Below are 23,113 nucleotides of genomic sequence, written 5' to 3' on the forward strand. Positions count from 1 at the left end.
CGTACCGGTCCGAAAGATCAAAGAAACCGGGCTGTCCTGCCATCATCGCCTCCGCCACATCGCCGACGAAGTGAATCAGTTCAGACCGCTACACGCCAGAGGTTTTTCGAGGTGTCCAGCTGGCGGATCAGGCCAACGCACAGGCTGGCTGGCCGCGCTGGCTGGCCAGCACTTGAACGCCAGGCCAATCGTCCACCCTCATTCGGGCGACAATCTGCAACTGCGGATTCCGCCCGCCCATTTCGGAAAAACCCGACAATGTTTTCTTTCCTGCGCAAATCCAAGATGAACACCGTAACCGTGGAAGGATCGCCGACCACGCTTGACATACCGGCGGGCAAGACACTTCTTGAAGCGATGCTGGACGCGGGTCTGGCCATGCCGCACGATTGCAAGGTTGGCTCGTGCGGTACCTGCAAGTTCAAGCTCGTGTCTGGCAAGATCGGCGAATTGAGCCCGTCGGCCCTTGCACTTGAGGGCGACGAACTGCGCAGCGGCTTTCGCCTCGCCTGCCAGGCCATTCCGCGCTCGGATCTGACAATCGCGGTTGATGCGCCACTCTCGCAAGGGATCGCCATTGCTACATATCGCGGCACCATCGTCGCCGCACAACGGCTATGCGAGGATATAATCGGGCTGACCATCGAACTGGATCGGCCACTGGCCTTCACTCCCGGACAATACGCTGATCTGACCGCTCCCGGCATCGAAGGTGCACGCAGTTATTCATTCGCCTTCGCGACGGTTGGTGAACCCACCCAGCAACTGCATTTTCACATCCGGCACGTTCCGGGCGGCGCATTTACCGACTGGCTGTTCTGCACCGATCGCACCGGAATGGAGCTGAAGGTTACCGCCCCCTATGGGCAATTCGCCCTCAAGGACAGCACTGCCCCCATTCTTTGCATCGCCGGGGGTAGTGGTCTAGCGCCGATCATCTCGATTCTGGAGCAGGCGCTCGACCGGGGCGCAGACCGGGCGGTGCAACTGCTGTACGGTGCGCGCCGTAAGTCCAATCTCTATGCCCTCGACAAAATTGCGGCCCTTCGTCAACGCTGGATGGCCCCTTTCGAATTCGTCCCGGCCTTGTCGGATGAAGAGCCAGACAGCGACTGGGCAGGAGCGCGTGGGCTGATCACCGAGCAGATTGCGGGCGTTGCAGACCTGGCGGCGCACGAAGCCTATCTGTGTGGCCCACCGGCGATGATCGACTTTGCCGAAGCGCAATTGCTTGCCGCCGGCCTCTCACGTTCGGTCATTTCGGCCGACCGCTTTCTTGATCGCAGCAATCGCACGTAAAAAAAGACGGGCGCTCGACGAATCGAGCACCCGCCAAGGGTGGAGAGATCTAAGCCGCTTCAGCTTCCGGGGCGTTTGCCGATGCCGATTCCACCGTCGCTGAGCAAAACCGTTCCTGTCATGTAGGCCGAGTCCCGACGCGAGGCGAGCAAGGCATAGAGGCCGGAGTGATCATCCGGTTCGGCGATCCGCGCGAGCGGCGTCATCCCGGCAATCATCGCGTCGAGCCCTTCCATATCTTCCATGTGAACATCGGCTGTTCCGCCCGCATGGGTACCGCCCAGCGGCGTTCGGGTGCCGCCTGGCGCCACGCCGTTGACCCTGACGTCGGGGGTTAGTTCCCAGGCGAGCTGGCGGATCAGGCCCAGCACGGCGTGCTTCGACGCCACATAGGGCGTACCGCCACCGCCGGTGTAGAAGCTTGAAGTCGAGGCAGTAAAGATGATGCTGCCCTTGGTCTTACGCAACTCCGGAATTGCGGCACGGGCGCCAAGAAAGTAGCCCTTTACGTTGACGCCGAAGATCTCGTCCATCGTTTCCGAGAGCTTTTCGGGTTCCATGTCCGCAAGCGGGGTCATGAAATCCCAGATCCCGACATTGCCGACGAACACGTCAAGCTTGCCGAATGCAGCCACGGTTGCGACGACTGCCTTTTCGTTGTCGACATAATTGCGGACATCGCCCTCAATCACGACTACTGCGTTGCCATGCCGCGTACGCACCAAGTCGGCCTGAGCGGCATCCTTGACCAGGACGCCAACCTTGGCACCTTCTTCGATAAAGCGCGCGACGACCGCCTCACCGATCCCTGTGGCGCCGCCGGTTAGCAGCGCCACTTGTCGTTCGAGCCTTGCAGTCACATCGTTCCTCCCGAAGATCGCGGGTTCTCGATCACTGATCGAACATCCCGACGCGGCCTTCCTGAAGGTTGACCACGACCGACTTTGTCTGGGTGTAGTGGTTCAGCACTTCATGGCTGAATTCACGCCCGAAGCCGCTCTGCTTGTAACCGCCCAGCGGCATGTTGGCCTTAAGGTTGTAGTAGCGGTTGATCCAGACCGTGCCGGTTTCAAGCTGACGCGCGATCCGGTGGGCGCGGGCAAGATCCTTGGTCCACACGCCGCCGGCCAGGCCGTAGGTGGTGGCATTGGCCTGCTGCATCATGTCGGCTTCGTCGTTCCAGCTGATTACGGTGGTCACCGGCCCGAAGATCTCCTCCTGCGCGATGCGCATTGTGTTCTTCACATTGGTGAACACCGTCGGCTTGATGAAGTTGCCATCCGCCAGATTTGCAGCATCGGCGCGGGTGCCGCCGGTCAAAACTTCGGCCCCTTCCTCGGTTGCGAGCTGCAGGTAGCTTTCTACCTTGTCGAACTGCATCTTCGACGCCTGGGCGCCAAGCTGGGTTGCCATATCGAGGGGATCGCCCTGGCGGATGCCTTCAAGCGCGGTTTTGAACTTGGCCAGGAACTCGTCCTGGATCGACTGGTGCAGGAACAGGCGCGAACCGGCCAGGCAGACCTCACCCTTGTTGAGCACAGTCGACATCGTAGCGCTTTCCACCGCCGCGTCGATATCGGCATCGCCGCACACGATGTGCGCCGACTTGCCGCCCAGCTCGAGCGTCTGCGGGATGATGTTTGCGGAGGCATACTGGATAATACGGCGGGCAGTGGCGATCGAACCGGTGAATGCTACCTTGGCGACATCGGGGCTGGTGACCAGCGCCTCGCCCACATCCGCACCATAGCCGGTGACGACGTTGATCACACCCGGCGGCAGCAGATCGGCCATTTCCAAGAAGAATTCGATCACCGAAAGACAGACCGTCTCGGCCGGCTTCAGAACGACAGTGTTGCCCGATGCCAGCGCCGGTGCGATTTTGCACGCCATCATCAACATCGGTACGTTCCACGGGATGATCTGCGCGCAGACACCGAGCGGTTCGCGGTGAACGATGCCGATCGCATCGGGATAATCGAGCGTCTGGCCATGCAGGCCATAGGCCGCGCCAGCGAACAGCTCGAACTGACCGATAGTCTGGGTCATGTCGAAGAACATCGATTCGCGCATCGGCTTGCCGTTGTTCAACGTTTCGAGCGTCGCGTAGTGCGACTGGCGTGCCTTCAGCCGGCGCGCAATTTCGATCAGGATCTCCTGGCGCTCGCCGGGCAGGCTTTGCGACCACTTGGGAAAAGCAGCCTTGGCAGCGGCAATCGCACGCTCAATGTCCTTGGCATTGCCGGCCTGGATCTTGGTCAGCACCTTGCCGGTCGAGGGATTGAGTAGATCGATGGTCTTGCCGCTGTCCCCGGCAATCCACTCGCCGCCGATATAATGGCCGTACTCGGACTTAATGCCGTAGTCGTTTTCTGTACTTTTCAACTGCGTAGCCATGACAACTCTCCCTTGGTTTTCATAGAACTTCGATGACTAGGTCATCCATCGGATAGATCCGACAGGCCAGGGCGTATCCCTTTGCCTGGTCGGCGACAGAAACCTTGGCCGTGCTCATCTTGCCGGTCCGGTATTCGCCTTCGACAACTCGAACCAGGCAAAACCCGCAACCACCGCCACGGCAGCCCACTCCTATATCGCTGGCACCAAACTGCTCCATCGCGATCAGTACGCGTTCACCCTCGGGGCAAGCGAACTGCCCCCCTCCGAGGATCCGGATCTGGTAGGGCTCAAGCCTCATTCGACCAATCTTCTTCGACTCGGGGCTGCGCGGCAGCGGCCTTCGCCGCAAAGCTTACCCCCCCCACCGCGAAATGCGCTGGGTCCATCTCGCGAAGGATGACGCGAACTGACTCACGCGGCGCCCCGATCGCACCGATGGCAGCATCGGTCAGCGCCCGGATCAGCCGCTCTTTGGCTTCCGGCGGGCGCCCTTCGAGCAGGTTGACCTCGATGATCGGCATATCAGGCCTCCACCTGGAACATGACCGCGCCAAGGTTCTGCACGGTCGTCCGCACGGTCTGGCCGGGAGCCAGGTTGGGCGCGGCGGTGATGCCGCCAGCCATGACGATGTCACCGGCGTTGATCTGTTCGCCCGCTTCGGCAACCAGCCGGGCCGCAGCAACCAGCGAACGGATGGGGTGGCCAAGGATCGCCGCGGTCGACCCGACCTGTACCACTTCGCCATCGATTTCGAGGATCACGCCCAGATTCGAAAAATCGATCCGGGGATCGTGCCAGGATCCGATCACCAGCCCCGACGAGGAAGTGTTGTCGGCGATCACGTCCTCGAGCGCGAACTTGAAGTTCTCGTAACGGCTGTCGATGATCTCCATCGCCGGGGCGATCGCTTCGACTGCTGCCAGCGCAGCGGCGGCAGTCACCTTACCGACCAGCGGGGCCTTCATCAGAAAGGCGACTTCCGGTTCGACCCGGGGGTGGACGTAGCGCGCGAGCGAAAGGGCGGATCCTTCCTCGACCAGCATCGCATCGGTCAGCCTGCCCCAGGCCACTTCGTCGACGCCGACCTGCAACATCTTGGCCCGGCTGGTCAGCCCCATCTTGACGCCGATGCGCCGTTCGCCACGCGACAGGCGCCGATCGACCGAGAGCTTCTGTACCTGATAGGCCTCTTCCACCGTGAAAGCGGTGTCCACAGGGGTGATTTGCGGGGTAGCTGTTGCTTCACGCTGTGCAGAGTCGAGCATTTCCGCGTATTTCGCCAGCCTGTCCATCTCAGTTGGCCTTGGCTTTGATCAGATCAAGCGCAACGTCGATGATCATGTCTTCCTGGCCTCCGACCATCCGGCGGTTGCCCAATTCGACGAGGATCTCGCGGGTATCGATTCCGTACTGTTCCGCTGCCTTTTCCGCATGGCGCAGGAAGCTTGAATAGACGCCTGCATAGCCCAGGCTGAGCGTCTCCCGATCGACCCTCACCGGACGGTCCTGAAGCGGGCGTATGATGTCGTCCGCCGCGTCCATCAGCGCCATCACGTCGCAGCCGTGCTTCCAGCCCTTGCGGTTGGCGGCGGCGATGAACACCTCGAGCGGTGCGTTACCGGCTCCCGCACCCATCCCCGCAAGGCTCGCGTCGATCCGCACCGCGCCCGTCTGCGCGGCGACGATCGAATTGGCCACGCCCAAGGACAGATTGTGGTGCGCATGGATGCCGCGTTGGGTTTCAGGCTTGAGCACCCGGTCATAGGCTTGGAGACGTGCGATCACGCCATCCATGTCGAGCGCCCCGCCGCTGTCGGTGACATAGACGCAATGCGCGCCATAGCTTTCCATCAGCAGCGCCTGCTGCGCGAGCGCTTCGGACTCGATCATGTGGCTCATCATCAGAAAGCCCGATACGTCCATGCCCAGATCGCGCGCGATGCCGATGTGCTGCTTGCCGACGTCGGCCTCGGTGCAGTGGGTCGCGACGCGCACGGAGCGCACCCCCATGGCGTAGGCGCGCTTGAGTTCTTCGGCGGTGCCGATGCCGGGCACCAGAAGCGTTGTCAGCACCGCGTTCTGGATGACATCAGCGGCAGCCTCGATCCAGTCCCAGTCGGTATGGGCGCCAAACCCATAGTTGAAGGTCGAACCGTTCAGGCCATCGCCGTGCGAGACCTCGATCGCATCCACCCCTGCCTCGTCAAGCGCCTTGGCGATCGTGCGCACGCTGTCGGTGCCATACATATGCAGGATGGCGTGCATCCCGTCGCGCAAGGTCACGTCCTGGATGTAGAGCCGATCAGATGTTGGATCAAAGGTCATGCTGCGATCTTTTCCATATGAGTCTTGGCCAAGCTCTCGCCTGCCGCCTTGGCGGCAGCGGTCATGATGTCGAGATTACCGGAATAGTTGGGCAGATAATCGCCCGCGCCCTCGACCTCGAGGAACACGCTGGTCTTGAGGCCTTCGAATTCACCGTAGCCGGGGATCTTGAGCGGCCGGTTCGAACCGAAGCGTTCGAACTGCACGTCCTGCTTGAGCCGGTAGCCCGGCACGTATGACTGCACCCTGGCAATCATCGCCAGGACCGAATCTCGCACCTTTTCCTCATCGACCATTTCCGACAGCGTGAAGATCGTATCGCGCATGATCATCGGCGGTTCGGCGGGATTGAGAATGATCACAGCCCGGCCCTTGGCCGCACCGCCGACAGTCTCAATCGCCCGCGCGGTGGTGCGGGTGAACTCATCAATGTTGGCACGGGTGCCGGGACCAGCGGAGCGCGACGAAACCGACGCGACGATTTCCGCATAGTGCACCTTGGCCACCTGCGAGACCGCCGCGACGATCGGAATCGTAGCCTGGCCGCCGCAGGTCACCATGTTGATGTTGCGAACGGTCGCATCGACCGCGGGGTTGACAGGCGGGATGGTCGCCGGACCGATCGCTGCCGGTGTCAGGTCGACCATCAGCTTGCCGTCGCGGGCGAGTATCTCGTCATGCGCCTTGTGCGCATAGGCCGAAGTCGCATCGAAGGCGATGCCGATATCGGCATATTGCGGCATCCGACACAGGCCCTCGATCCCCTCGTGAGTGGTGGCCACGCCCCTTTCGCGGGCCATCGCCAGGCCTTCCGAGGCCGGATCGATCCCGACTACCGCTGCCAGCTCCAGAGTGTCCGAGCCCTTGAGCAGTTTGATCATCAGATCAGTGCCGATATTGCCGGAACCGATAATCGCGCACTTCATCCTGGCCATTTGACCAACCTCCACTTCCAATTCAGTCAGCAGCAAACGTAGCTCGGACAGTGCCAAGCCCATTGATCCGCGCTTCAACGACATCTCCGCGAGAAACCCCGGCCATCGGGCCGAGCGCGCCCGAAAGGATCACGTCGCCTTCCAGCAGGGGCCGCCCGGCATTCGCCATGACCCGCGCCAGCCACAGGGAAGAGGTGATTGGGCTACCAAGACAGGCGATCCCGGCGCCGACCGAAATCGGTTCGCCTTTTACCTCCATAACCATGCCGCACGTGCGCAAATCCAGCCTATCTAGCTTGCGCGGCACCGCGCCGAGCACGAACAGCCCGCTCGACGCGTTGTCGGCGATCGTGTCCCAGATCTTGATGTCCCAGTTGGCGACGCGGCTGTCGACGATCTCGATTGCCGGAACGACATATTCGACCGCGCGGATCATCTCGGCGGTGGTCATGTCGGGGTGGGGCAAATCCCGCCCAACGACGATCGCAATCTCGGCCTCGACCTTGGGCTGGATGACCTGATCAAGCGACACCGGGATGCCCTCCGGCACGTCCATGTCTGCGAACAGCATCCCGTAATCGGGCTGGTCCACCCCCAACTGGCGCTGGACTGCAAGCGAAGTCAGGCCGATCTTGCGCCCTACGAGCCGCCGCCCGCTAGCCAGGTAGTGCCGGGTGTTGGCCTCCTGTACAGCATAGGCGGCCTCAACGCCACCGGCGGCAATCAGGTCTCGGATCGGACTGACCGGTGTGCCGCTTTCGGCGGCGCCGCGCAGCGCCAGAGCCGCTTGTTGGATGGTTTTAGGGTCGATAGTCATCGTCTTAAAGCTTTACGCAGATGTTGGTGATCTCGGTGTAGAATTCGAGGCTGTGCACCCCGCCTTCCCGGCCGATGCCGGAATGGCCGGACCCGCCGAAAGCCGTGCGCAGATCGCGCAGGAACCAGGAATTGACCCAGCACACCCCCACCTCCATCGCCGCCGCCACGCGGTGTCCGCGGGACAGGTTTTCGGTCCAGACCGAGGCGCACAGGCCGTAAACCGTATCGTTTGCCAGCGCGATCACCTCGTCCTCGCTGTCGAACGGTACGATGCCGCAGCATGGCCCGAAGATTTCCTCGCGCATCACGGTATCGCCGTGGGCGACGTCGATCCACAGCGTCGGTTCCACGAAGAAGCCGCCTGCTTCCGCGCCCGAGATTTCAGGAACGCCGCCGCCGGTGACCACGGTGGCCCCGTCCTCGACCGCACGGCGATAGTAGCCGAGCACTTTCTCGCGGTGCTCGGCGCTGATCAGAGGGCCGAGATAGGCGCGATCACCGGTCACGCCCGGCTTGAAGCCCTGCGCCGCCGCCGCCATCCGCGCCACGAAGGCATCGAAGATCGGCCGTTCGACATAGACCCGCTCGGTTCCGAGGCAGACCTGCCCGGTGTTCAGGAAGACCGAGCGCGACAGACCCTCGACCGCTTTGTCGAGGTCGGCATCGGCGAACACGATCGCCGGGTTCTTGCCACCGAGTTCGAACGAGATGTCGCGAACGCCGGTCGCCGCCTTCTGCATGATGGCCTGTCCGGTGCCGGTTTCGCCGGTGAAGGTGATGGCATCGACATCGGGGTTGGACGTGAGGAATTCGCCGGCCGAACCCGGACCGAATCCATGGACAACGTTGTAGACACCCTTGGGCATGCCCACCGCGTTCATCACTTCGCCCAGCAGGGCAGCGGTCCGAGGCGTTTCCTCGGACGGCTTGACCACCACGGTATTGCCGCAGGCAAGCGCCGGGCCAACCTTCCAGGTCATCAGCAGCAGCGGGAAGTTCCACGGGCAGACGACGGCGACCACTCCCTTGGGCTTGCGCACGGTATAGTTGAACGCCTGGCCGCCATCGGGGGTTGGCGTGTTGAAGCTTTCGCCCGGCATCGTCGAGACGACATCGGCGAACATGCGGAAGTTGGCGGCTCCGCGCGGAATATCGATATGCGACGCAACATGGCGCGGCTTGCCGGTGTCGGCCACTTCGGCAGCCAGGAAATCGTCCGCTCGGCGTTCGATCTCGGTCGCCACGGCGGTGATCAGATTGACCCGTTCGGCCGTGGTCATCTTGCCCCACGGCCCGGTAAGCGCGGCCTTGGCCGCAGCCACGGCGTCGGCGACGTCTGCCTGGCTTGCTTCGTGCACAACCCCGATCTCGGCCCCGGTGGCCGGATTGACGTTGGAAAACGACTTGCCCTCGCTGCCTTCGCGATAGGACCCGTCGATGAAGTTCAGGATAGTATCCGTGATTGGAGAGGAGGAGACGGAAGTCATTGGTGCATATTACCTACGTTTTGCCAGAGCCCATGGGGCGTCAGAATTGCCTTGCGCCGATCGCAGCGAGACCGGCGTTGGCGTACTCGACGTCCATCGCTTCGCTCCCGCCGGAAATACCAATCGCACCGACGAATTCACCGGCAATTTCGATCGGTAGGCCGCCGCCGAACATTGCTATTCCCGGCTGCGCGACGATCCCGTCGCGCAAGGCCGGATTGCCCGAAACCATCGCATAGAGACTCGGCGTCGGGACGCGGAAGCTGGCGGCGCTGTAAGCCTTGTCCTGCGCGATCTTTGCAGAGGGCGAAGGAGAGCCGCTGGCGCGCACGAACGCGACCAGATCTCCCCCCGCGCCGACCACTGCGGCAACGACCGGACAGCCCGCCGCCGCACCCATGGCAACGGCGGCAGCCGCTGCCTTGAGCGCCAATTCGTGGCCTACTGTCCGAACCGAAACCACCCCGTCCATGATCAGGTGTTCACCGTCATGAAGCGGTCGTTGAGCGCCTTTTCGTAGTAGAAGATGGCCTTGCCGGCGTTCTCTGCCTGCCACATACGCTGCGGATTGTCCGGATAATAAATGTAACCGCCGCTGAAGGTTTCGTTGCGGTTGCCCGAGGGATCGAAGAAGTAGATCGTCTGCCCACGGGTGATCCCATGACGGGTCGGCCCGATATCCAGCGAAATATCGTAGCGGCTGATGATGTCGGCGGCATGGCCAACATCGTGCCAGGATTCCAGGTTGAACGAGGTATGGTGGATCTTGCCGTCTTCGGGATAGCCTAAGAAGGCGACATCGTGTGCTTTGTTGCTGCAGCTAAGAAAGATGCCGAGCCGGGCGCCGCTGGTTTCATCGACCAGTTCCTCGGCGACTGAGAAATCAAGCGCATCGACAAAAATCTTGGCCGAACTGGCTATATCCACGCCGTTGAGCGCACAGTGATCAAAGCGGGTGGCACGCATGCCACGTGGCTCCACGACCCAGACATCGGGGTTCTTGACGGCCGGACCGGTGGCCGACAGCGCCATCTCGGCGTAAAGTTCGAAGACGTGCTGGGTCGGCGTGTTAAACCGAATCTTGCGGCCTACACCGGGATCTTCCCCCGCCGGGATCACGTCGACATGGACGCCGATATCGAGCAAGCGCTCGGTAAAATCGTCCAAGTCCGCGTCCTTGGCGACCTTGAAGCCCATCACATCCATGCCCGCCTGATCAGCCTCGCGAAGGATGATACTGTGACGATCGAATTCGTCGAACGCCTGGAAAAAGGCGCGATCCCCCTCGCGATTGACGAAGTTTAGACCAATCCGGTCGCGGTAGTGGATAATGGCCTCGTCCAAGTCCAGAACCCTGAGCTGGACATAGCCAGGACGAATTACACCAGTCAAAGCCATGACGAATCTCCTCTCCGATCAGGCCTTGAGGCCATGCTTAAAGAACTCGGCAACCATCCGGTTGAAACTTGCCATCCGCTCGATCTGCACCCAGTGTCCGCATTCGGCGAACAGGTGCAGATCGGCCCGCTGCATCAGCGTGGCCAAGCGTACGGTAGAATCGAGCGGGATCACCTGATCGGCAATCCCGTGCAGGATCAAGGTCTCGTGCGCGATTGCGGCGATGTCCTCCTCGCGGCTGGCGAGCATCGCCACGTTGGCCTGGCGGTCGGCGCCGCCGAACGTTGCATGATAGGGTTCATGTGCTTCGGGCCGGGCGCTGGCGACATAGCGCGACTGGATCAGATCCTCCGTCAGGCGGCTGTGATCCCAGGCAAGGTACTTGAGCGATTCGCGCATGGCCTCAACTGACGGCACGTAGCCCCAAACCTTGTCGAGCGCAGGAGTAATCGGAAAGTTGAGCCCTGCAGGCCCCATCAGAACGGCGCGTTCCACCCGATCGGGGTGGGCAATCATGAATGCCAGCGTGATCCCGCCACCGAACGAGTTGCCGACCATCGAAATCTTGTCGATACCCAATCCGTCGAGAAAACTGGCGAGCTGATCGACCCAGACCTGCTTGTCTTCGATCCGGCCCTTGCTGTCCGAATAGCCGAAACCGAACATGTCGGGCGCGATGACCCGGAAATCCTGAGCAAGAACCGGAATGTTCAGGCGCCAGTTGGCCCATGCAGTCACGCCAGGCCCGGAACCATGAACCAACAGGACCGGATCGCCCTCGCCGACGTCATGATAATTGGTCGAGCTTCCGCCGATGACGAACGAATTGGCGATTTCCGGTCGGCTCGTGTCCAATGTCGCGCTTGCCATGATAGCCAACCAGTCCTTTCCCGCTTCGTTGATTTTGTATCCACATGGTGTCGGGACCGAGTCGGCGAACTGACACCTTACAGTAGCTTTCATTGCACTATTTCAAACGCATTGGCAAATAAAGAATGCCGCGAGGCGGCAGAAATCGCCGCCTCGCGCATGCCCGATCAGACGAGCCCTTCGGCCTTGAGTGCTGCGCCAACCGACGGGCGCTGCGCGATCCGGCCGCAATAAGCACCAAGGTTGGGATAGGCGCTCATGTCGATCCCGACATGGGCCGGCCAGCCCAGCATCACGAACAGATAGATGTCGGCGACGCTGAATTCAGAACCGGCATAGTGTTCCTTGTCCAAAAGTTCCTTGTCCAGCGCACCCAGATGATTCTTGACGGCGGTCGAGGCCGCGAGCTTTGCTTCGTCGCTGCTGCCGGGTGTGAAAAGCGGTACGAACGCCTTGTGGAATTCCGACCCCAGAAAACTCAGTCGGCTGATCAGGCGGTAACGCTCCAACGTGCCATCACGAGGCGCCAGGGCCGCGTCTGGCTTCTGATCGGCGATGTAGAGCAGGATCGCAGGATTTTCAGTCAGGGTTTCGCCACTGTCGAGGGTCAGCGCAGGAACTTTGCCTGACGGATTGACCGTCAGGAAATCGTCTCCGGTCTCTACCTTGCGGGTCGCCAGATCGACCTTCACCGCATCGAAAGCCGCACCGGTTTCGCGCAGGGCAATATGCGGTGCGAGCGAGCAGGCACCAGGGCTAATGAACAGCTTCATGGATAGTCTCCTTTTGGGCAAAACAGGAAATGCGGGATCGGCTCAGATCGGGGTCGCCAACAGGGTGGCGATTCGCAGCGTGTCGTAGATGCAGGTCCGGCTCTTCAGACGAACGGTTGCACCGCTAAGATCGAACCAGTCGACATATTTGCCGGCATTGTAGATACGCGTTTCACCATCGTTACGGGTCTGGAAGACGACATAGCTGGCTTCAGCAGAAACCTGGTTGCCTTCCGCGCCGGTGATCACCGCACGCCCGATCAGGTGCCGGTTGAAATGTTCGGGGAAGACGTTTGCCTTGCGCAGCGCGACAACCCGATCCGCCAGCATCCCTTTGCTGTCGCAATACATCACAGCTGCGGGCAAGCCGTTATCGACATTCTCGCGCGCGATCACCTGGTACAGGCAATCGTCAACGAACAGCGTGGGCCATTGCTCGAGCCGGTCATCATCAAGGCAAAGCCCGTAAGCCGCGTTGAAATCGTCGATCGCACTTTGCGCGACTTGCGCTACTTCGGCTGCAACGCTCATGCCCGGCCCTCCGCTGCGAGATCGGCCAAGGCATTGCCCATCAGCCCGAGATAGCCCTTCCAGAACCCGCGCACGGAATTTTCATCCATACCCATCGGGGCGTATGACGGTCGGACATCGTCCCCGCCCATCTCGACAAAGCTGCGCTTGCCTTCGGCACCGATCGTGCCCTGCTGGCACAGTTCGACCGCTTCGCCGTCTTCCATCGAAATCAACCCAGACGGTCCAACCAGGTTGAGGTTGCGAAGGCGGTGGCGAGTCGTTTCATCATCATCGTCGGCATAGCCGAAATAGGTCCAGACCAGCTCGGTCCTGTCGGTCCCGTGGGGCACGATCTGCCTGGTGGCGAGGGTGTTCTGGATCTGCTGGACAACGACAGACGGGAAGATCGACTGGATGTGCAGTCCGACATCATCAGCGATCTCCGGGCGGAATGCCAGCAGGCGCTCGTCCTGCAACTTGGCCTCACCCTGCATCTCGCGGTTGGCCTCGTCACCGAACGAGCCGTAGTCGACATCGCCCTTGGGCTTAGACACGGTAAACACGGTGTGGTAGCCCTCGTCCGAAACCAGACCCGCGCTTTCCTGGCTCTGGCGGTAGATGCCGAAAGTGGGATAGAACAGGTGCAACAGACCGCCGTGGTAGCTGTCACGACTGTTTTCCGAATAGAGCTTCCAGTTGCCGGCCATGAACTGTCGCGCATAGCCCAGAACCTTGACCGGGCGCTGGAAGACGCGCTGAATGTATTTGCGCATCACTGGACCCAGAAAGTCGTCGAGCGGGGCGATGGTCGGGTTGAAGGTGCCGAACACGAGGCCGCCGAATGTCTCGACCCGCAACCGCTCCAGCGAATGCTCGGCCATATTGAATTTCTTCGAATAGCCGCCCACGCCTTTCAGCCCCCGCCGGAACGGCACGCCGACAAGCGCACCGGTCGCGTCGTAGGCCCACTGGTGATAGACGCAGACGAACGCCCCGTCGGCCTGGTTGCCACGCAGCGAGCGGCACACGGTTGCGCCCTTGTGGGCGCAGCGATTTACCCAGGCATGGATGGTGCCATCGGTTGCCCGCGTCACCACCACCGGTGTATTGCCGACATGGGTCGAACGGAAATCGCCGCTGTTGGCCAGCTCGGCTTCGAGGCCGAGGTAGCACCAGGTCTGTCCGCGAAAGATGTTTTCCTGTTCGGCAGTGAAGATCGCTTGGCTGTGATAGACTGCGTAATCGACCGCAGTCGGCTCCGACCCCGCGGCGACGGGCATGGTTTCGGCGTTCATGGTCTTCTCCCTAAGCTTGTTCAAAACCGCGGCCCGAAGCGAGTCGTCCGCAAGTGCGCATCGCGCTCAGCATCATCGCGGCATCGGCCTTGCCGGTACCGACGATGTCGTAGGCGGTGCCATGGGCCACCGACATGTGCAGGTACGGCGGCCCCATGATGATCACGCTGTTGCCCGAAAAGCCCCAGGTCTTGACCGCGATGTGGCCCTGATCGTGGAACATCGCCAGGACCATGTCGTAGCGACCCTCGATGCAGTGGCGGAAGACCGAGTCAGGCGCGATAGGCCCTTCGACATCGATGCCCCTTGCCCGCGCGGCTTCAATCCCAGGCGCAATTTCAAGGCGATCCTCGTCGCCCATGGCATGTGGGTTGAGACCGGCAACCGCGATCCGCGGTTGGGCGATGCCCCACGATTGCATGGCCTCGTGCAGTTGCCCCACCGCCGTGGCGACGAGATCGGCTGAAATGACGTCGATCACTTGCCGCAGCGACATGTGGTCGGTGAGATGCGCAACCCTGAGCGGCCCGGTCAGCAGCACCAGATAGCTTTCGCCCGGGGTCGGGCTGATGACCCTGTCGAGCTTCTTGGCCAGTTTAAGCGAACCAGTGCTGATCGGCCCCATGATCGTGGCGGCGAAAGAACCGTCGCGGGCCAACGCGTCGAGCTCATCCAGCCATTGCGCGGTGGCGTGCCCGGCGGCCTCGGTGTCCTCGCCCAGGGGCAGAACGCCATCGGGCAGCGCGCCGGTATCGATGACGTCGATGATCGCGGGATCGTCGCTGGGTTTTTCGAAGCCGCGCATCACCCGCAGCCGTGCCTTGGTGCCAGTGAAATCGAGCGCCCGCTCTACCGCCGCAGCAGACCCGACCAGCACGGGGATCGAATCCGTGTGTACGGCACCGTCGGCCAGCGCCCTGACAGCCACTTCGGGTCCGATCCCGGCGGGATCACCGATCATCGTCCCCACGACGGGGCGCACCCGCTCAGAGGCTGTAGACATCGGCTACTTCTTGGAACAGATCGGTGACGACGACCGTCTTCTTGCGGCGGATCACGAACGAATCATCCCGAGGTTCGAGATCATAGAAGGCCCACCCGCTGAGAGTGGCGACTTTGCCTTCCAGCACCGAAACCGTGGTCCAAGACGTCCGCGCATGCACCTGGCCATCGCTCTCCTCAGCAGACAGCAGGGAGAACTGGTGAACCGTGCGTGGCTGCGGCGTGCTCGCCGCCGAGCGCCGGGTCCTGATCCGGAACACCCGATCCTCAAGCCCGCCCCGGTTGGGATAGTAGATCAGCGAGACTTCGTTCTGCGGATCCGCAGTCGGCCGTTCGTGATCGTCCCAGGCTGGAACCCAGTATTCCGCCTCTTCGTGATAGAGCGCCAGCCAGACATCCCAGTCCTTGTCGTCAAGCGCCATAGCTTCCTGACCGATGAAGCGGGAAACCGCCAGCCAGCGCGAATGGAATGCGGTCATCGTGCCTTCTCCAGCGAACGCTCAAGGAAGGCGGCAAGCTCGCTGCACTCGCTGTCGATGGCCTTTTCCATGAGCGTGAGCCATTCGTCATGGATCGCCACATAGAGGCCTTCGTCGGCAACCGCCGGGCTGCTCAGCACCACATTGAAATCGAGCGGCTCGCCGAACTTGCCCGGGCCGGTGTCCCAGCGCGTCGAACCGCGCGACATCTCGTTGTAGCGGCCTTCGCCGGCGCCATACCCGGTCTGGCAGTTGTTGAATTCGGTCAGGTCGTCCGGGGTCGCCATGCCGGTCGAATTGAAGAAATCCTCATACTGACGCAGCCGCAGGGCCCGCGCCTCGGGGCTTTCGCCGACCGGGGCGATGCACACCGTGCTGACTTCGGTCTCATCAACGGCCAGCGGCTGGATGATGCGGATCTGCGTGCTGGTCTGGTCCATCAGGAAGACGTTGGGAAACAGCTGCAGGTTACGGATGCGCTTGTTCATCCACTTGGCCTTTTCGGCGCCGTAGGACTCTTCGAGCCAGTCGATGATCTCGAAATTGGGGCGATCCATGAAGTTGGCATAGTCGGCCCACAACACCGTGTGTCCGTTGTGGAACGAGAACGACCCGCCATCGCGCGCGGTGAAGCCATTGAAGCTAATCGCCTTGGTTTCGTTCTTCGAAATGCCTTCGACGCGGCGCTGAACCGTCATGAAGTAGTTGGCATGCGTGGTCATGACGTGATAGCCGTCGAGCCCGTTCTCGACCTGCATCTTCCAGTTGCCGTGATAGCGGTAGCGGTTGGTTCCGGGCAAAACTTCCATTGCGCCGGACTTCGACTGGTTCACCAGGATATCGATGAAATCCCGCGCGCCGGCGAGGTGATCGACCAGCGGGACGACATCGGCGGAGAGGCTGGCAAAAATGAAGCCGCGGTAGCTTTCCACCCGGGCGACCGGTTGAAGCCCGAAATCGGCGCGATTGAATGCCTCCGGATAGCCCCCGATGCTCTCATCGGTGACGTCCAGCAGGTCGCCCCCGGACGAGAACGTCCAACCATGAAACGGGCACATGTGGTTGCGCTTGTTGCCAGCCCGCTCGCGGCACAGGCGCGCGCCACGGTGCGAACAGGCATTCACGAAGGCGCCGACATCGCCGGACTTGTCGCGGGTCACAAGGATGGGGACGCGGCCGATTTTCGTGGTGATGAAATCGTTCGGCTTGGAAACCTGGCTCTCGTGCGCGAGGTAGACCCAGTTCCGCTCGAAGATGTACTTCATCTCGAGCTCAAACAGCGCAGCTTCGGTGAAAGCGGCGCGGTCCAGCTGGAAGATCCCGCGCTCGTGATCCTTCTTGAGCCAAGCGCGCATGCGCCCTTTCAAGCCCTGCAAGTCGGCAATCCTGCCGCCGATTTTATCATTGAGTTCCATCGATCCTCTCCCGTTCTGTGCGTCGGGCACCCAATACCATCCGCGAATCAACCGCAGATGGCACACGGTGATTACCTCATCCCATCATTTCGTGCAACGTATTGCACAATGAAAAACGTTCTGGTAGGTCGTGGGTCAGAAATGGCTGAAACCGGCGGCTCGAATCGAAGCAAGGTTGCCAGCAAATCGCAAAATGGCCCTGTTTTGGGGTGAATTGGGAGAGTTTGAACTATGTCGGTCGTCACCGAACTCGGCTATCTTGGTCTTTCCGTTTCCGATCTCGCTGCCTGGCGCGCTTACGCCGCCGAAGTCGCCGGCATGGAAGTCGTCGATGAAGGCGAAGGGGATCGGCTCTATCTGCGGATGGACCTTTGGCATCACCGCATCGTTCTGCACGCTGATGGCAGCGATGACCTGGCCTACATGGGCTGGCGCGTGGCCGGGCCGCAGGAATTCGCCGCGATGCAGGAAAAGCTGAGCGCGGCGGGAATCCCCTTCACCGTGGGCACCGAAGCCGACGCGCGCGAGCGCCGCGTTCTCGGGCTACTCAAGCTGGCCGATCCGGGCGGCAATCCGACCGAGATCTTCTTCGGCCCCCAGGTCGATACGCACAAGCCGTTTCATCCTGGCCGTCCGATGTTCGGCAAGTTCCTGACCGGATCGCAAGGCGTTGGGCACTGCATTCTGCGCCAGGACGATGTCGAGGCGGCGGCTCGTTTCTATGAACTGCTGGGTCTGCGCGGTTCAGTCGAATACCACCTTCATCTGCCGAACGGCATGGTTGCCCAGCCCTACTTCATGCACTGCAACGAACGACAGCATTCTGTTGCTTTCGGTCTTGGGCCGATGGAAAAGCGCATCAATCACCTGATGTTCGAATACACCGAACTCGATGATCTCGGCATGGCCCATGACGTTGTGCGTGCGAAGAAGATTGACGTCGCGCTCCAGTTGGGCAAGCACGCCAACGACCAGGCCCTGACGTTTTACTGCGCTAACCCGTCGGGTTGGCTGTGGGAATTTGGCTGGGGTGCGCGCCAGGCGCCGAGCCAGCAGGAATACTACACCCGTGACATCTTCGGTCATGGCAACGAGGCTGCCGGTTACGGAATGGACGTTCCGCTGCTGTGACAATCTCCATGTAAATCAATTCTTGACAGGAAAACAACCCCATCATGTCGAACCAATTGCGCCTTTGTGAAGTTGCCGGCGTAAAAGACGGCGAGCCGGTCGCGGCGTTCGCCGAAGGAATGCCCGCCCTCGCAGTATATAATGTTGATGGCGAGATTTTCGTTACCGACAATCTTTGCACTCACGGCAATGCCATGCTGACCGACGGATATCAGGATGGCGACATCATCGAGTGTCCGTTCCATGGCGGCTCGTTCGACATCAAGACCGGCGCAGCCAAGGCCTTTCCCTGCCAAGTGGCGATCGCGTCCTATCCGGTCGAAATCGAGGATGGCTGGGTCTGCATCACGAAGCCCGAAGGAGCAGTCTGATGGGCCTTCCCACCCTTGAGCAGATGCAGTTTCAGCATGCCGCTGCGCAACTTAATGCGCTTCATGCGGAACTGATCGATGACGACCGGTTGGAAGAATGGCCTAACCTGTTTGAAGAAAAGTGCCAGTACAGTGTGATCTCAGCGGAGAACCACAATCGTTCGCTGAACCTGGCTGCGGTGTTCTGCGACAGCCGCGGCATGCTGGTCGATCGCATCGTCTCTTTGCGCCGCGCCAATATCTTTCCCGCGCACAGCTACCGGCATATTCTCGGTCCGACCCGCGTGAAGTCGACCAGCGGGCAGATCGTCACCACACAGACCAACTATGTGGTCCTGATGACGCGCAACGACGGTCAGACGTCGATCTACAATTCCGGAAAATATGTCGATCAAATCGACGTTTCCGGGGCTGGCTCGCGCTTCCTTTCCAAGACCGCAATCTTCGACACCCACCTCATCGATACGATGATGGTCCGCCCGATCTAGCTGCAAAGTTGAAAGCACCCAATCATGTCCATTGCCCAGCAACAAGACACCTTGGATCAAGCCCCGTCCACTGCCGGATGCCGGGTTCCGTACCGCGTTTTCACCGATCGCCAGTACTATGATCGCGAACAGGAGAAAATTTTTAAGGGTGACTGCTGGTCCTTCGTCGGACTTGAAGCTGAAGTTCCGAAGGCAGGTGATTTCAAATCGACCTTCGTGGGCGAAACGCCGGTGATCCTCACGCGCGACAGCGACGGCTCGGTGCATGTCGTGGTCAATCGCTGCGCCCATCGCGGTGCCCTGGTCTGCCGCGAAATGCGCGGCAACCGCTCAAGTCTGGAATGCGTCTACCACCAGTGGGCCTACGACCTGAAGGGTAACCTGATCGGCGTGCCCTTCCGCCGCGGCCTCAAGGGGCAAGGCGGGATGCCGGGCGATTTTGACATGAGCCAGCACAATCTGAGACAGTTACGCACCGAATCGGTCAACGGTCTGGTCTTCGCTTCTTTCTCCGAAACGGTTGAATCCTGCCGTGATTTCCTCGGTCCGATCGTGGTCGAGCAGATCGAGCGGATCATGTGCAAACCCGTCACCGTTCTGGGCGACCAGCGCCAGCGCATCCGCGGGAATTGGAAGCTTTACGCGGAGAACACCCGCGATCCCTACCACGCGAGCCTGCTGCACCTATTCCACAACACGTTCGGTCTGTATCGCTCAACCCAGACCGGTAAGGCGCTTATGGATGCCAACAAACGCCACTCGCTGCTCTATTCGATCGCGGCTAGCAACGACGATGCCGCCGACAAGCAGGCCTACGGCGATTCCCGCACCTTCGACACCGAATTCAAGCTGCAGGACATGTCGCTGCTGAAAGGTCGGCAGGAGTTCGCGGACAATGTCACTCTGGTGATCCTCGCGGTCTACCCCAACCTCGTCCTCCAGCAGATCCAGAACACGCTCGCCGTACGCCAGACCGTGACTTACGGCCCAGACGAATTCGAATTGGTCTGGACCCATTTCGGCTACCAGGACGACGACGAGGAAATGCAGGCCATCCGGCTCAAACAGGCTAACCTGATCGGACCTGCAGGGCTCATTTCGATGGAAGACGGCGAAGCGGTGGAGATCGTCCAGAACGCCATCGTCGGCGAGGCAAGCGCGACGTCCTACATCGCGATGGGTGGCGGTCGAGCCGAGGATGCCGACCATCTCGTCACCGAGGGCGCGATCATCGGCTTCTGGGACAATTATCGCGAAATGGTCGGCTTTGAGGTGGAACCAGCATGACCCGCACGATCGACTTCTACTTCGATTTCATCAGCCCGTTCAGCTACCTTGCCCAGCTCAAGCTGCCGGAGATCGCGCGGGCAGCGGGAAGCACGGTGGAATACTGGCCGATTGACATTCCTGAAGCCAAAATTGCCGCCGGCAACTATGGCCCGTCCAATCGCGAAGTCTTGCCCAAGATCAAGGTCATGAAGGCAGACCTTGAGCGCTGGGCCGAACGCTATGGGGTGCCCCTCACCTTTCCGGCGAGCTTCGCTTGCGCAGACTGGAATTGCGCGGTGCTGTTCGCCCGCGAGCACGGTAAGGCCGAGGCATTTGTGACCGATGCCTACCGCCGGATCTGGGGCCAGGGGATCGACCCGGGCGACCGCAACGAGCTGGCCGCATGCGCCACAGCAGCTGGTCTCGACGCCGAGGCGCTGATTGCCTTCGTCGAATCGCCGACTGGCCAGAACGAATATCGCAAGGCCCGGAGCCAGGCGATCCAGCGCGGCGTGTACGGTGCGCCGCTGATGTTCGTTGACGACCAGATTTTCTGGGGAAATGACCGATTGGATTTTCTTGCCGAGTATTTGAAGAAGTTAAAATAAAAAATTCGATTACACAAGGGGGGATGCATGAAAAAGAAGGACTGCTATTTTGTCGCTTTGTTGGGAGTGACCGCGCTGACGCCGCAGATGGCCTTAGCACAAGACATCACAAGCGAAACGGACGAGTCCCAGGCTGCAAGCACGGGCCTAGGTGACATTATCGTCACCGCCACTCGGCGCGAGGCCAAGCTGCAAACCGTGCCGGTTGCAGTTACTGCGGTTACCGGCGATGCTCTTGCTTCCGCCGATGTTTCAACGGTCCGCTCCCTCACTCAGGTTGTGCCAGGCTTCATCGGCAGCCGTAATATGGGTGTCTTCCAGCCGGTCGTACGCGGCGTCGGCTCAACCGGCATTTCGGTTGGTGATGAACCCAATATCGCAACCTACGTCGACGGCGTCTACCAACCGGAATCGGCCGCCAACTGGATCGACCTGGTCGAGGTCGAGCGGGTCGAGGTGCTGCGCGGGCCGCAGGGCACGACCTTCGGTCGCAATGCCACCGGCGGACTGATCAACGTCATCACCCCCGATCCCAGCTTCGACTTCCGCGGCAAGGCTTCGCTGCGCTTGGGCCGGATGAGGCGAGATGCCGGCGATTACGACGCCCGGCTCTATTTCACCGGGCCAATGGGCGACAAGGTCGCGGCCGACTTTGCCGCGCTTTTCCGCAAAAACGACGGATACATCGACGATCTGGTCCGTGGAGGCACTCTGGGCAACCAGCGCGTCATCGACCTGCGCAGCAAGTTGCTGTTCAAGCCGACCGACAATTTCAAGGTTGTTCTGACCGGGGAATACTTCAACCAGGAAAGCACCACCAATTCGCCGCAGCCGCTGGATGGCAACACCGCAGGCAACAATTGGCCGGGCGTGATCGTACCGACCCATGCCTGGCAGGCCTCGTTGACCGAGGTGCCGTTGCTCAACCTCACACGTTGGAGCGCGGCACTGCACACCCGGCTCGATCTGGGTAGCGTCCTGCTTGAAACCACCACCGGTTTTCTCAACCTGCGCTGGCGGCAGACGACCGATGGCGATGCCTCGAACATAAAGCTGTCGAACTTTCCGGCAGTGTTTGAATCGGAGTCGGGCAGTCAGGAAATCAAGCTGAGTTCGGCCAATCCCGGCCGCTTCCAGTGGCTGGTCGGCGGGTACTTCTATCAGTTCGGCGGTGGTGCCCCGGTCCTCGAGCCTTGGACCACCACCAACCCAGCTCTGCCCCTGGCAGGGCCGTCGTTGACACCCAAGCTTGATGGACGCTCATTCGCGGTCTTTGCCGAAGGCACCTATGAGGTTCAGCCGAACCTGTTCATCACGCTCGGCGGCCGATACACTACCGAGACGCGCTGGTTTAGCCAAACCAACAATGGAGTATTGCTGGTCGATGACGTTTCAAAAACGTTCAACAAGTTCAACTACAAAGTCGGTGTCCGTTATGAGGTGACCGACAAGACCAACGTCTACGCCACCTACAGCACCGCGTTCAAGAGCGGGGTATACAACATGGCGGGAATCAGCGGCACCCCGGTCAACCCGGAGAACATCAAGGCGGCTGAATTCGGGATTAAGTCCGATCCGCTGGACTGGCTGCGCACCAACCTAGCCGCCTATTATTACGACTACAAGGGCCTCCAACTTCAGTCGAAGGCTCCGACCGGTCCCGGATACATCCTGCAGAATGCAGCCAACGCCGAAATCTATGGCGGCGAGTTTGAGACCATCATCAATCCGGTCCGCGACCTAAGGCTGCGTGCGGCGGTTGCCTATACCCATGCCCGCTATAAGGATTTCTCCAACGCCCAGGGCTTTACGCCGATCGTGAATGGCAACGGCAACTACGTCGGCAACGTGGCTGCTCCCTACGATGCTTCAGGCAAGGTCATGACCCGGGCGCCCGAATGGTCGGGCAATGTGGGGTTTGATTGGAGCCATGACGTCGGCAGCGGGCGCGTCACTCTGGCCGGAAATCTGCTGTGGAGTTCCAGGGTATACTACGACTTCGCCAACATATTCTCGCAACGCCCCTACACCCTGTCCAACCTCTCGATCAATTGGCAGCCTGGAAGCGAAGCCTTCAAGGTCGGCCTGTGGGTGACGAACCTGACCAACGAGAAGGTGCTGCAAACCGTGCGCCCCGGAACGTTGGGCACCGACGGGTTCTATGAACAACCTCGTAAGATTGGAATGACAATCGAGGCCAAGTTGTAAAGTGACAAAACAAAAGGGAGAATGCCA

The 23,113-nt window shown here is 60.8% G+C and carries 26 protein-coding genes; 8 read left to right on the forward strand and 18 right to left on the reverse strand.

What is annotated here, in order from left to right:
* Together A8V01_RS28930 and A8V01_RS12440 are read left to right on the forward strand one after the other, a co-directional pair.
* Positions 1-289, forward strand: a 289-nt coding sequence (locus A8V01_RS28930; protein WP_211295010.1) for a hypothetical protein, incomplete at its 5' end; no start/stop codon positions are given.
* 11 nt (positions 290-300) lie between these two features.
* A complete protein-coding gene (locus A8V01_RS12440) occupies positions 301-1,299 on the forward strand; it encodes a 2Fe-2S iron-sulfur cluster-binding protein (RefSeq protein WP_245892457.1) in 999 nt (332 codons plus the stop codon).
* A gap of 59 nt (positions 1,300-1,358) precedes the next feature.
* On the opposite strand, the gene hcaB is transcribed toward A8V01_RS12440, so the two are convergent.
* The 18 genes from hcaB to A8V01_RS12530 form a co-directional block, all read right to left on the reverse strand.
* On the reverse strand, positions 1,359-2,159 hold the full coding sequence (gene hcaB / locus A8V01_RS12445; RefSeq protein ID WP_103096180.1) for a 3-(cis-5,6-dihydroxycyclohexa-1,3-dien-1-yl)propanoate dehydrogenase: 801 nt from the start codon (positions 2,157-2,159) through the stop codon (positions 1,359-1,361).
* Between the two features lie 31 nt (positions 2,160-2,190).
* Positions 2,191-3,696, reverse strand: coding sequence for an aldehyde dehydrogenase family protein (locus A8V01_RS12450; RefSeq protein WP_103096181.1), 1,506 nt, complete (start codon positions 3,694-3,696; stop codon positions 2,191-2,193).
* Between the two features lie 19 nt (positions 3,697-3,715).
* On the reverse strand, positions 3,716-3,997 hold the full coding sequence (locus tag A8V01_RS12455) for a 2Fe-2S iron-sulfur cluster binding domain-containing protein (RefSeq protein WP_103096182.1): 282 nt from the start codon (positions 3,995-3,997) through the stop codon (positions 3,716-3,718).
* Positions 3,987-4,220: a 2-hydroxymuconate tautomerase gene (locus A8V01_RS12460; protein WP_008828143.1), complete on the reverse strand. Its 234-nt coding sequence runs from the start codon at positions 4,218-4,220 to the stop codon at positions 3,987-3,989. The genes A8V01_RS12455 and A8V01_RS12460 overlap by 11 nt, the downstream gene beginning before the upstream one ends.
* Position 4,221: 1 nt before the next feature.
* Positions 4,222-4,992 carry a 2-keto-4-pentenoate hydratase gene (locus tag A8V01_RS12465; RefSeq protein ID WP_103096183.1) on the reverse strand — a complete coding sequence of 257 codons (771 nt, stop codon included), beginning with the start codon at positions 4,990-4,992 and terminating at the stop codon, positions 4,222-4,224.
* Position 4,993: 1 nt separating this feature from the next.
* A complete protein-coding gene (gene dmpG / locus A8V01_RS12470) occupies positions 4,994-6,025 on the reverse strand; it encodes a 4-hydroxy-2-oxovalerate aldolase (RefSeq protein ID WP_008828141.1) in 1,032 nt (343 codons plus the stop codon).
* Entirely contained in the window at positions 6,022-6,960 is a 939-nt protein-coding gene (locus A8V01_RS12475; RefSeq protein ID WP_008828140.1) for an acetaldehyde dehydrogenase (acetylating), read from the reverse strand. Before A8V01_RS12475 ends, dmpG begins: the two co-directional genes overlap by 4 nt.
* Positions 6,961-6,982: 22 nt before the next feature.
* A complete protein-coding gene (locus A8V01_RS12480) occupies positions 6,983-7,777 on the reverse strand; it encodes a 2-keto-4-pentenoate hydratase (protein ID WP_103096184.1) in 795 nt (264 codons plus the stop codon).
* A gap of 4 nt (positions 7,778-7,781) precedes the next feature.
* Positions 7,782-9,266: a 2-hydroxymuconic semialdehyde dehydrogenase gene (locus tag A8V01_RS12485; protein ID WP_103096185.1), complete on the reverse strand. Its 1,485-nt coding sequence runs from the start codon at positions 9,264-9,266 to the stop codon at positions 7,782-7,784.
* A gap of 40 nt (positions 9,267-9,306) precedes the next feature.
* Positions 9,307-9,738: a GlcG/HbpS family heme-binding protein gene (locus A8V01_RS12490; protein WP_103096186.1), complete on the reverse strand. Its 432-nt coding sequence runs from the start codon at positions 9,736-9,738 to the stop codon at positions 9,307-9,309.
* Between the two features lie 2 nt (positions 9,739-9,740).
* Complete coding sequence (locus A8V01_RS12495; protein ID WP_103096187.1) at positions 9,741-10,664, reverse strand: catechol 2,3-dioxygenase; 924 nt, start codon at positions 10,662-10,664, stop codon at positions 9,741-9,743.
* Between the two features lie 18 nt (positions 10,665-10,682).
* Positions 10,683-11,534 carry an alpha/beta fold hydrolase gene (locus tag A8V01_RS12500; protein ID WP_008828135.1) on the reverse strand — a complete coding sequence of 284 codons (852 nt, stop codon included), beginning with the start codon at positions 11,532-11,534 and terminating at the stop codon, positions 10,683-10,685.
* Positions 11,535-11,701: 167 nt separating this feature from the next.
* Complete coding sequence (gene gstA / locus A8V01_RS12505) at positions 11,702-12,307, reverse strand: glutathione transferase GstA (protein ID WP_008828134.1); 606 nt, start codon at positions 12,305-12,307, stop codon at positions 11,702-11,704.
* A gap of 42 nt (positions 12,308-12,349) precedes the next feature.
* Entirely contained in the window at positions 12,350-12,838 is a 489-nt protein-coding gene (locus tag A8V01_RS12510) for an aromatic-ring-hydroxylating dioxygenase subunit beta (protein ID WP_103096188.1), read from the reverse strand.
* Positions 12,835-14,115 carry an aromatic ring-hydroxylating dioxygenase subunit alpha gene (locus tag A8V01_RS12515; protein ID WP_103096189.1) on the reverse strand — a complete coding sequence of 427 codons (1,281 nt, stop codon included), beginning with the start codon at positions 14,113-14,115 and terminating at the stop codon, positions 12,835-12,837. Before A8V01_RS12515 ends, A8V01_RS12510 begins: the two co-directional genes overlap by 4 nt.
* A 10-nt stretch (positions 14,116-14,125) precedes the next feature.
* Entirely contained in the window at positions 14,126-15,118 is a 993-nt protein-coding gene (locus tag A8V01_RS12520) for a PdxA family dehydrogenase (RefSeq protein WP_010891025.1), read from the reverse strand.
* The gene (locus tag A8V01_RS12525) at positions 15,102-15,596 is read right to left on the reverse strand and encodes an aromatic-ring-hydroxylating dioxygenase subunit beta (RefSeq protein WP_103000335.1); all 495 of its coding nucleotides are present in this window, start codon (positions 15,594-15,596) and stop codon (positions 15,102-15,104) included. The genes A8V01_RS12520 and A8V01_RS12525 overlap by 17 nt, the downstream gene beginning before the upstream one ends.
* Positions 15,593-17,011, reverse strand: a complete 1,419-nt coding sequence (locus A8V01_RS12530) for an SRPBCC family protein (RefSeq protein WP_103000334.1) — start codon at positions 17,009-17,011, stop codon at positions 15,593-15,595. Before A8V01_RS12530 ends, A8V01_RS12525 begins: the two co-directional genes overlap by 4 nt.
* Before the next feature lie 231 nt (positions 17,012-17,242).
* Here A8V01_RS12530 and bphC point away from each other — a divergent pair, with 231 nt between their 5' ends.
* Genes bphC through A8V01_RS12560 form a run of 6 tightly spaced genes read left to right on the forward strand, consistent with a single transcriptional unit; the run spans position 17,243 to position 23,086 of the window.
* Positions 17,243-18,142 carry a biphenyl-2,3-diol 1,2-dioxygenase gene (gene bphC, locus A8V01_RS12535; RefSeq protein ID WP_103000333.1) on the forward strand — a complete coding sequence of 300 codons (900 nt, stop codon included), beginning with the start codon at positions 17,243-17,245 and terminating at the stop codon, positions 18,140-18,142.
* A 44-nt stretch (positions 18,143-18,186) separates the two neighbouring features.
* A complete protein-coding gene (locus tag A8V01_RS12540; protein ID WP_103096190.1) occupies positions 18,187-18,513 on the forward strand; it encodes a non-heme iron oxygenase ferredoxin subunit in 327 nt (108 codons plus the stop codon).
* The gene (locus A8V01_RS12545) at positions 18,513-19,001 is read left to right on the forward strand and encodes an aromatic-ring-hydroxylating dioxygenase subunit beta (RefSeq protein ID WP_008828126.1); all 489 of its coding nucleotides are present in this window, start codon (positions 18,513-18,515) and stop codon (positions 18,999-19,001) included. The genes A8V01_RS12540 and A8V01_RS12545 overlap by 1 nt, the downstream gene beginning before the upstream one ends.
* Before the next feature lie 24 nt (positions 19,002-19,025).
* Positions 19,026-20,288, forward strand: coding sequence for an aromatic ring-hydroxylating dioxygenase subunit alpha (locus A8V01_RS12550; protein ID WP_103096191.1), 1,263 nt, complete (start codon positions 19,026-19,028; stop codon positions 20,286-20,288).
* Positions 20,285-20,878 (forward strand): 2-hydroxychromene-2-carboxylate isomerase, encoded by a 594-nt coding sequence (locus A8V01_RS12555; RefSeq protein ID WP_103096192.1) that lies wholly within the window; start codon positions 20,285-20,287, stop codon positions 20,876-20,878. The genes A8V01_RS12550 and A8V01_RS12555 overlap by 4 nt, the downstream gene beginning before the upstream one ends.
* A 27-nt stretch (positions 20,879-20,905) precedes the next feature.
* Positions 20,906-23,086, forward strand: coding sequence for a TonB-dependent receptor (locus A8V01_RS12560; protein ID WP_103096193.1), 2,181 nt, complete (start codon positions 20,906-20,908; stop codon positions 23,084-23,086).
* The last annotated feature ends 27 nt before the right edge of the window (positions 23,087-23,113 follow it).

This window comes from Novosphingobium guangzhouense, from assembly GCF_002896965.1.
Lineage (GTDB): Bacteria > Pseudomonadota > Alphaproteobacteria > Sphingomonadales > Sphingomonadaceae > Novosphingobium > Novosphingobium guangzhouense.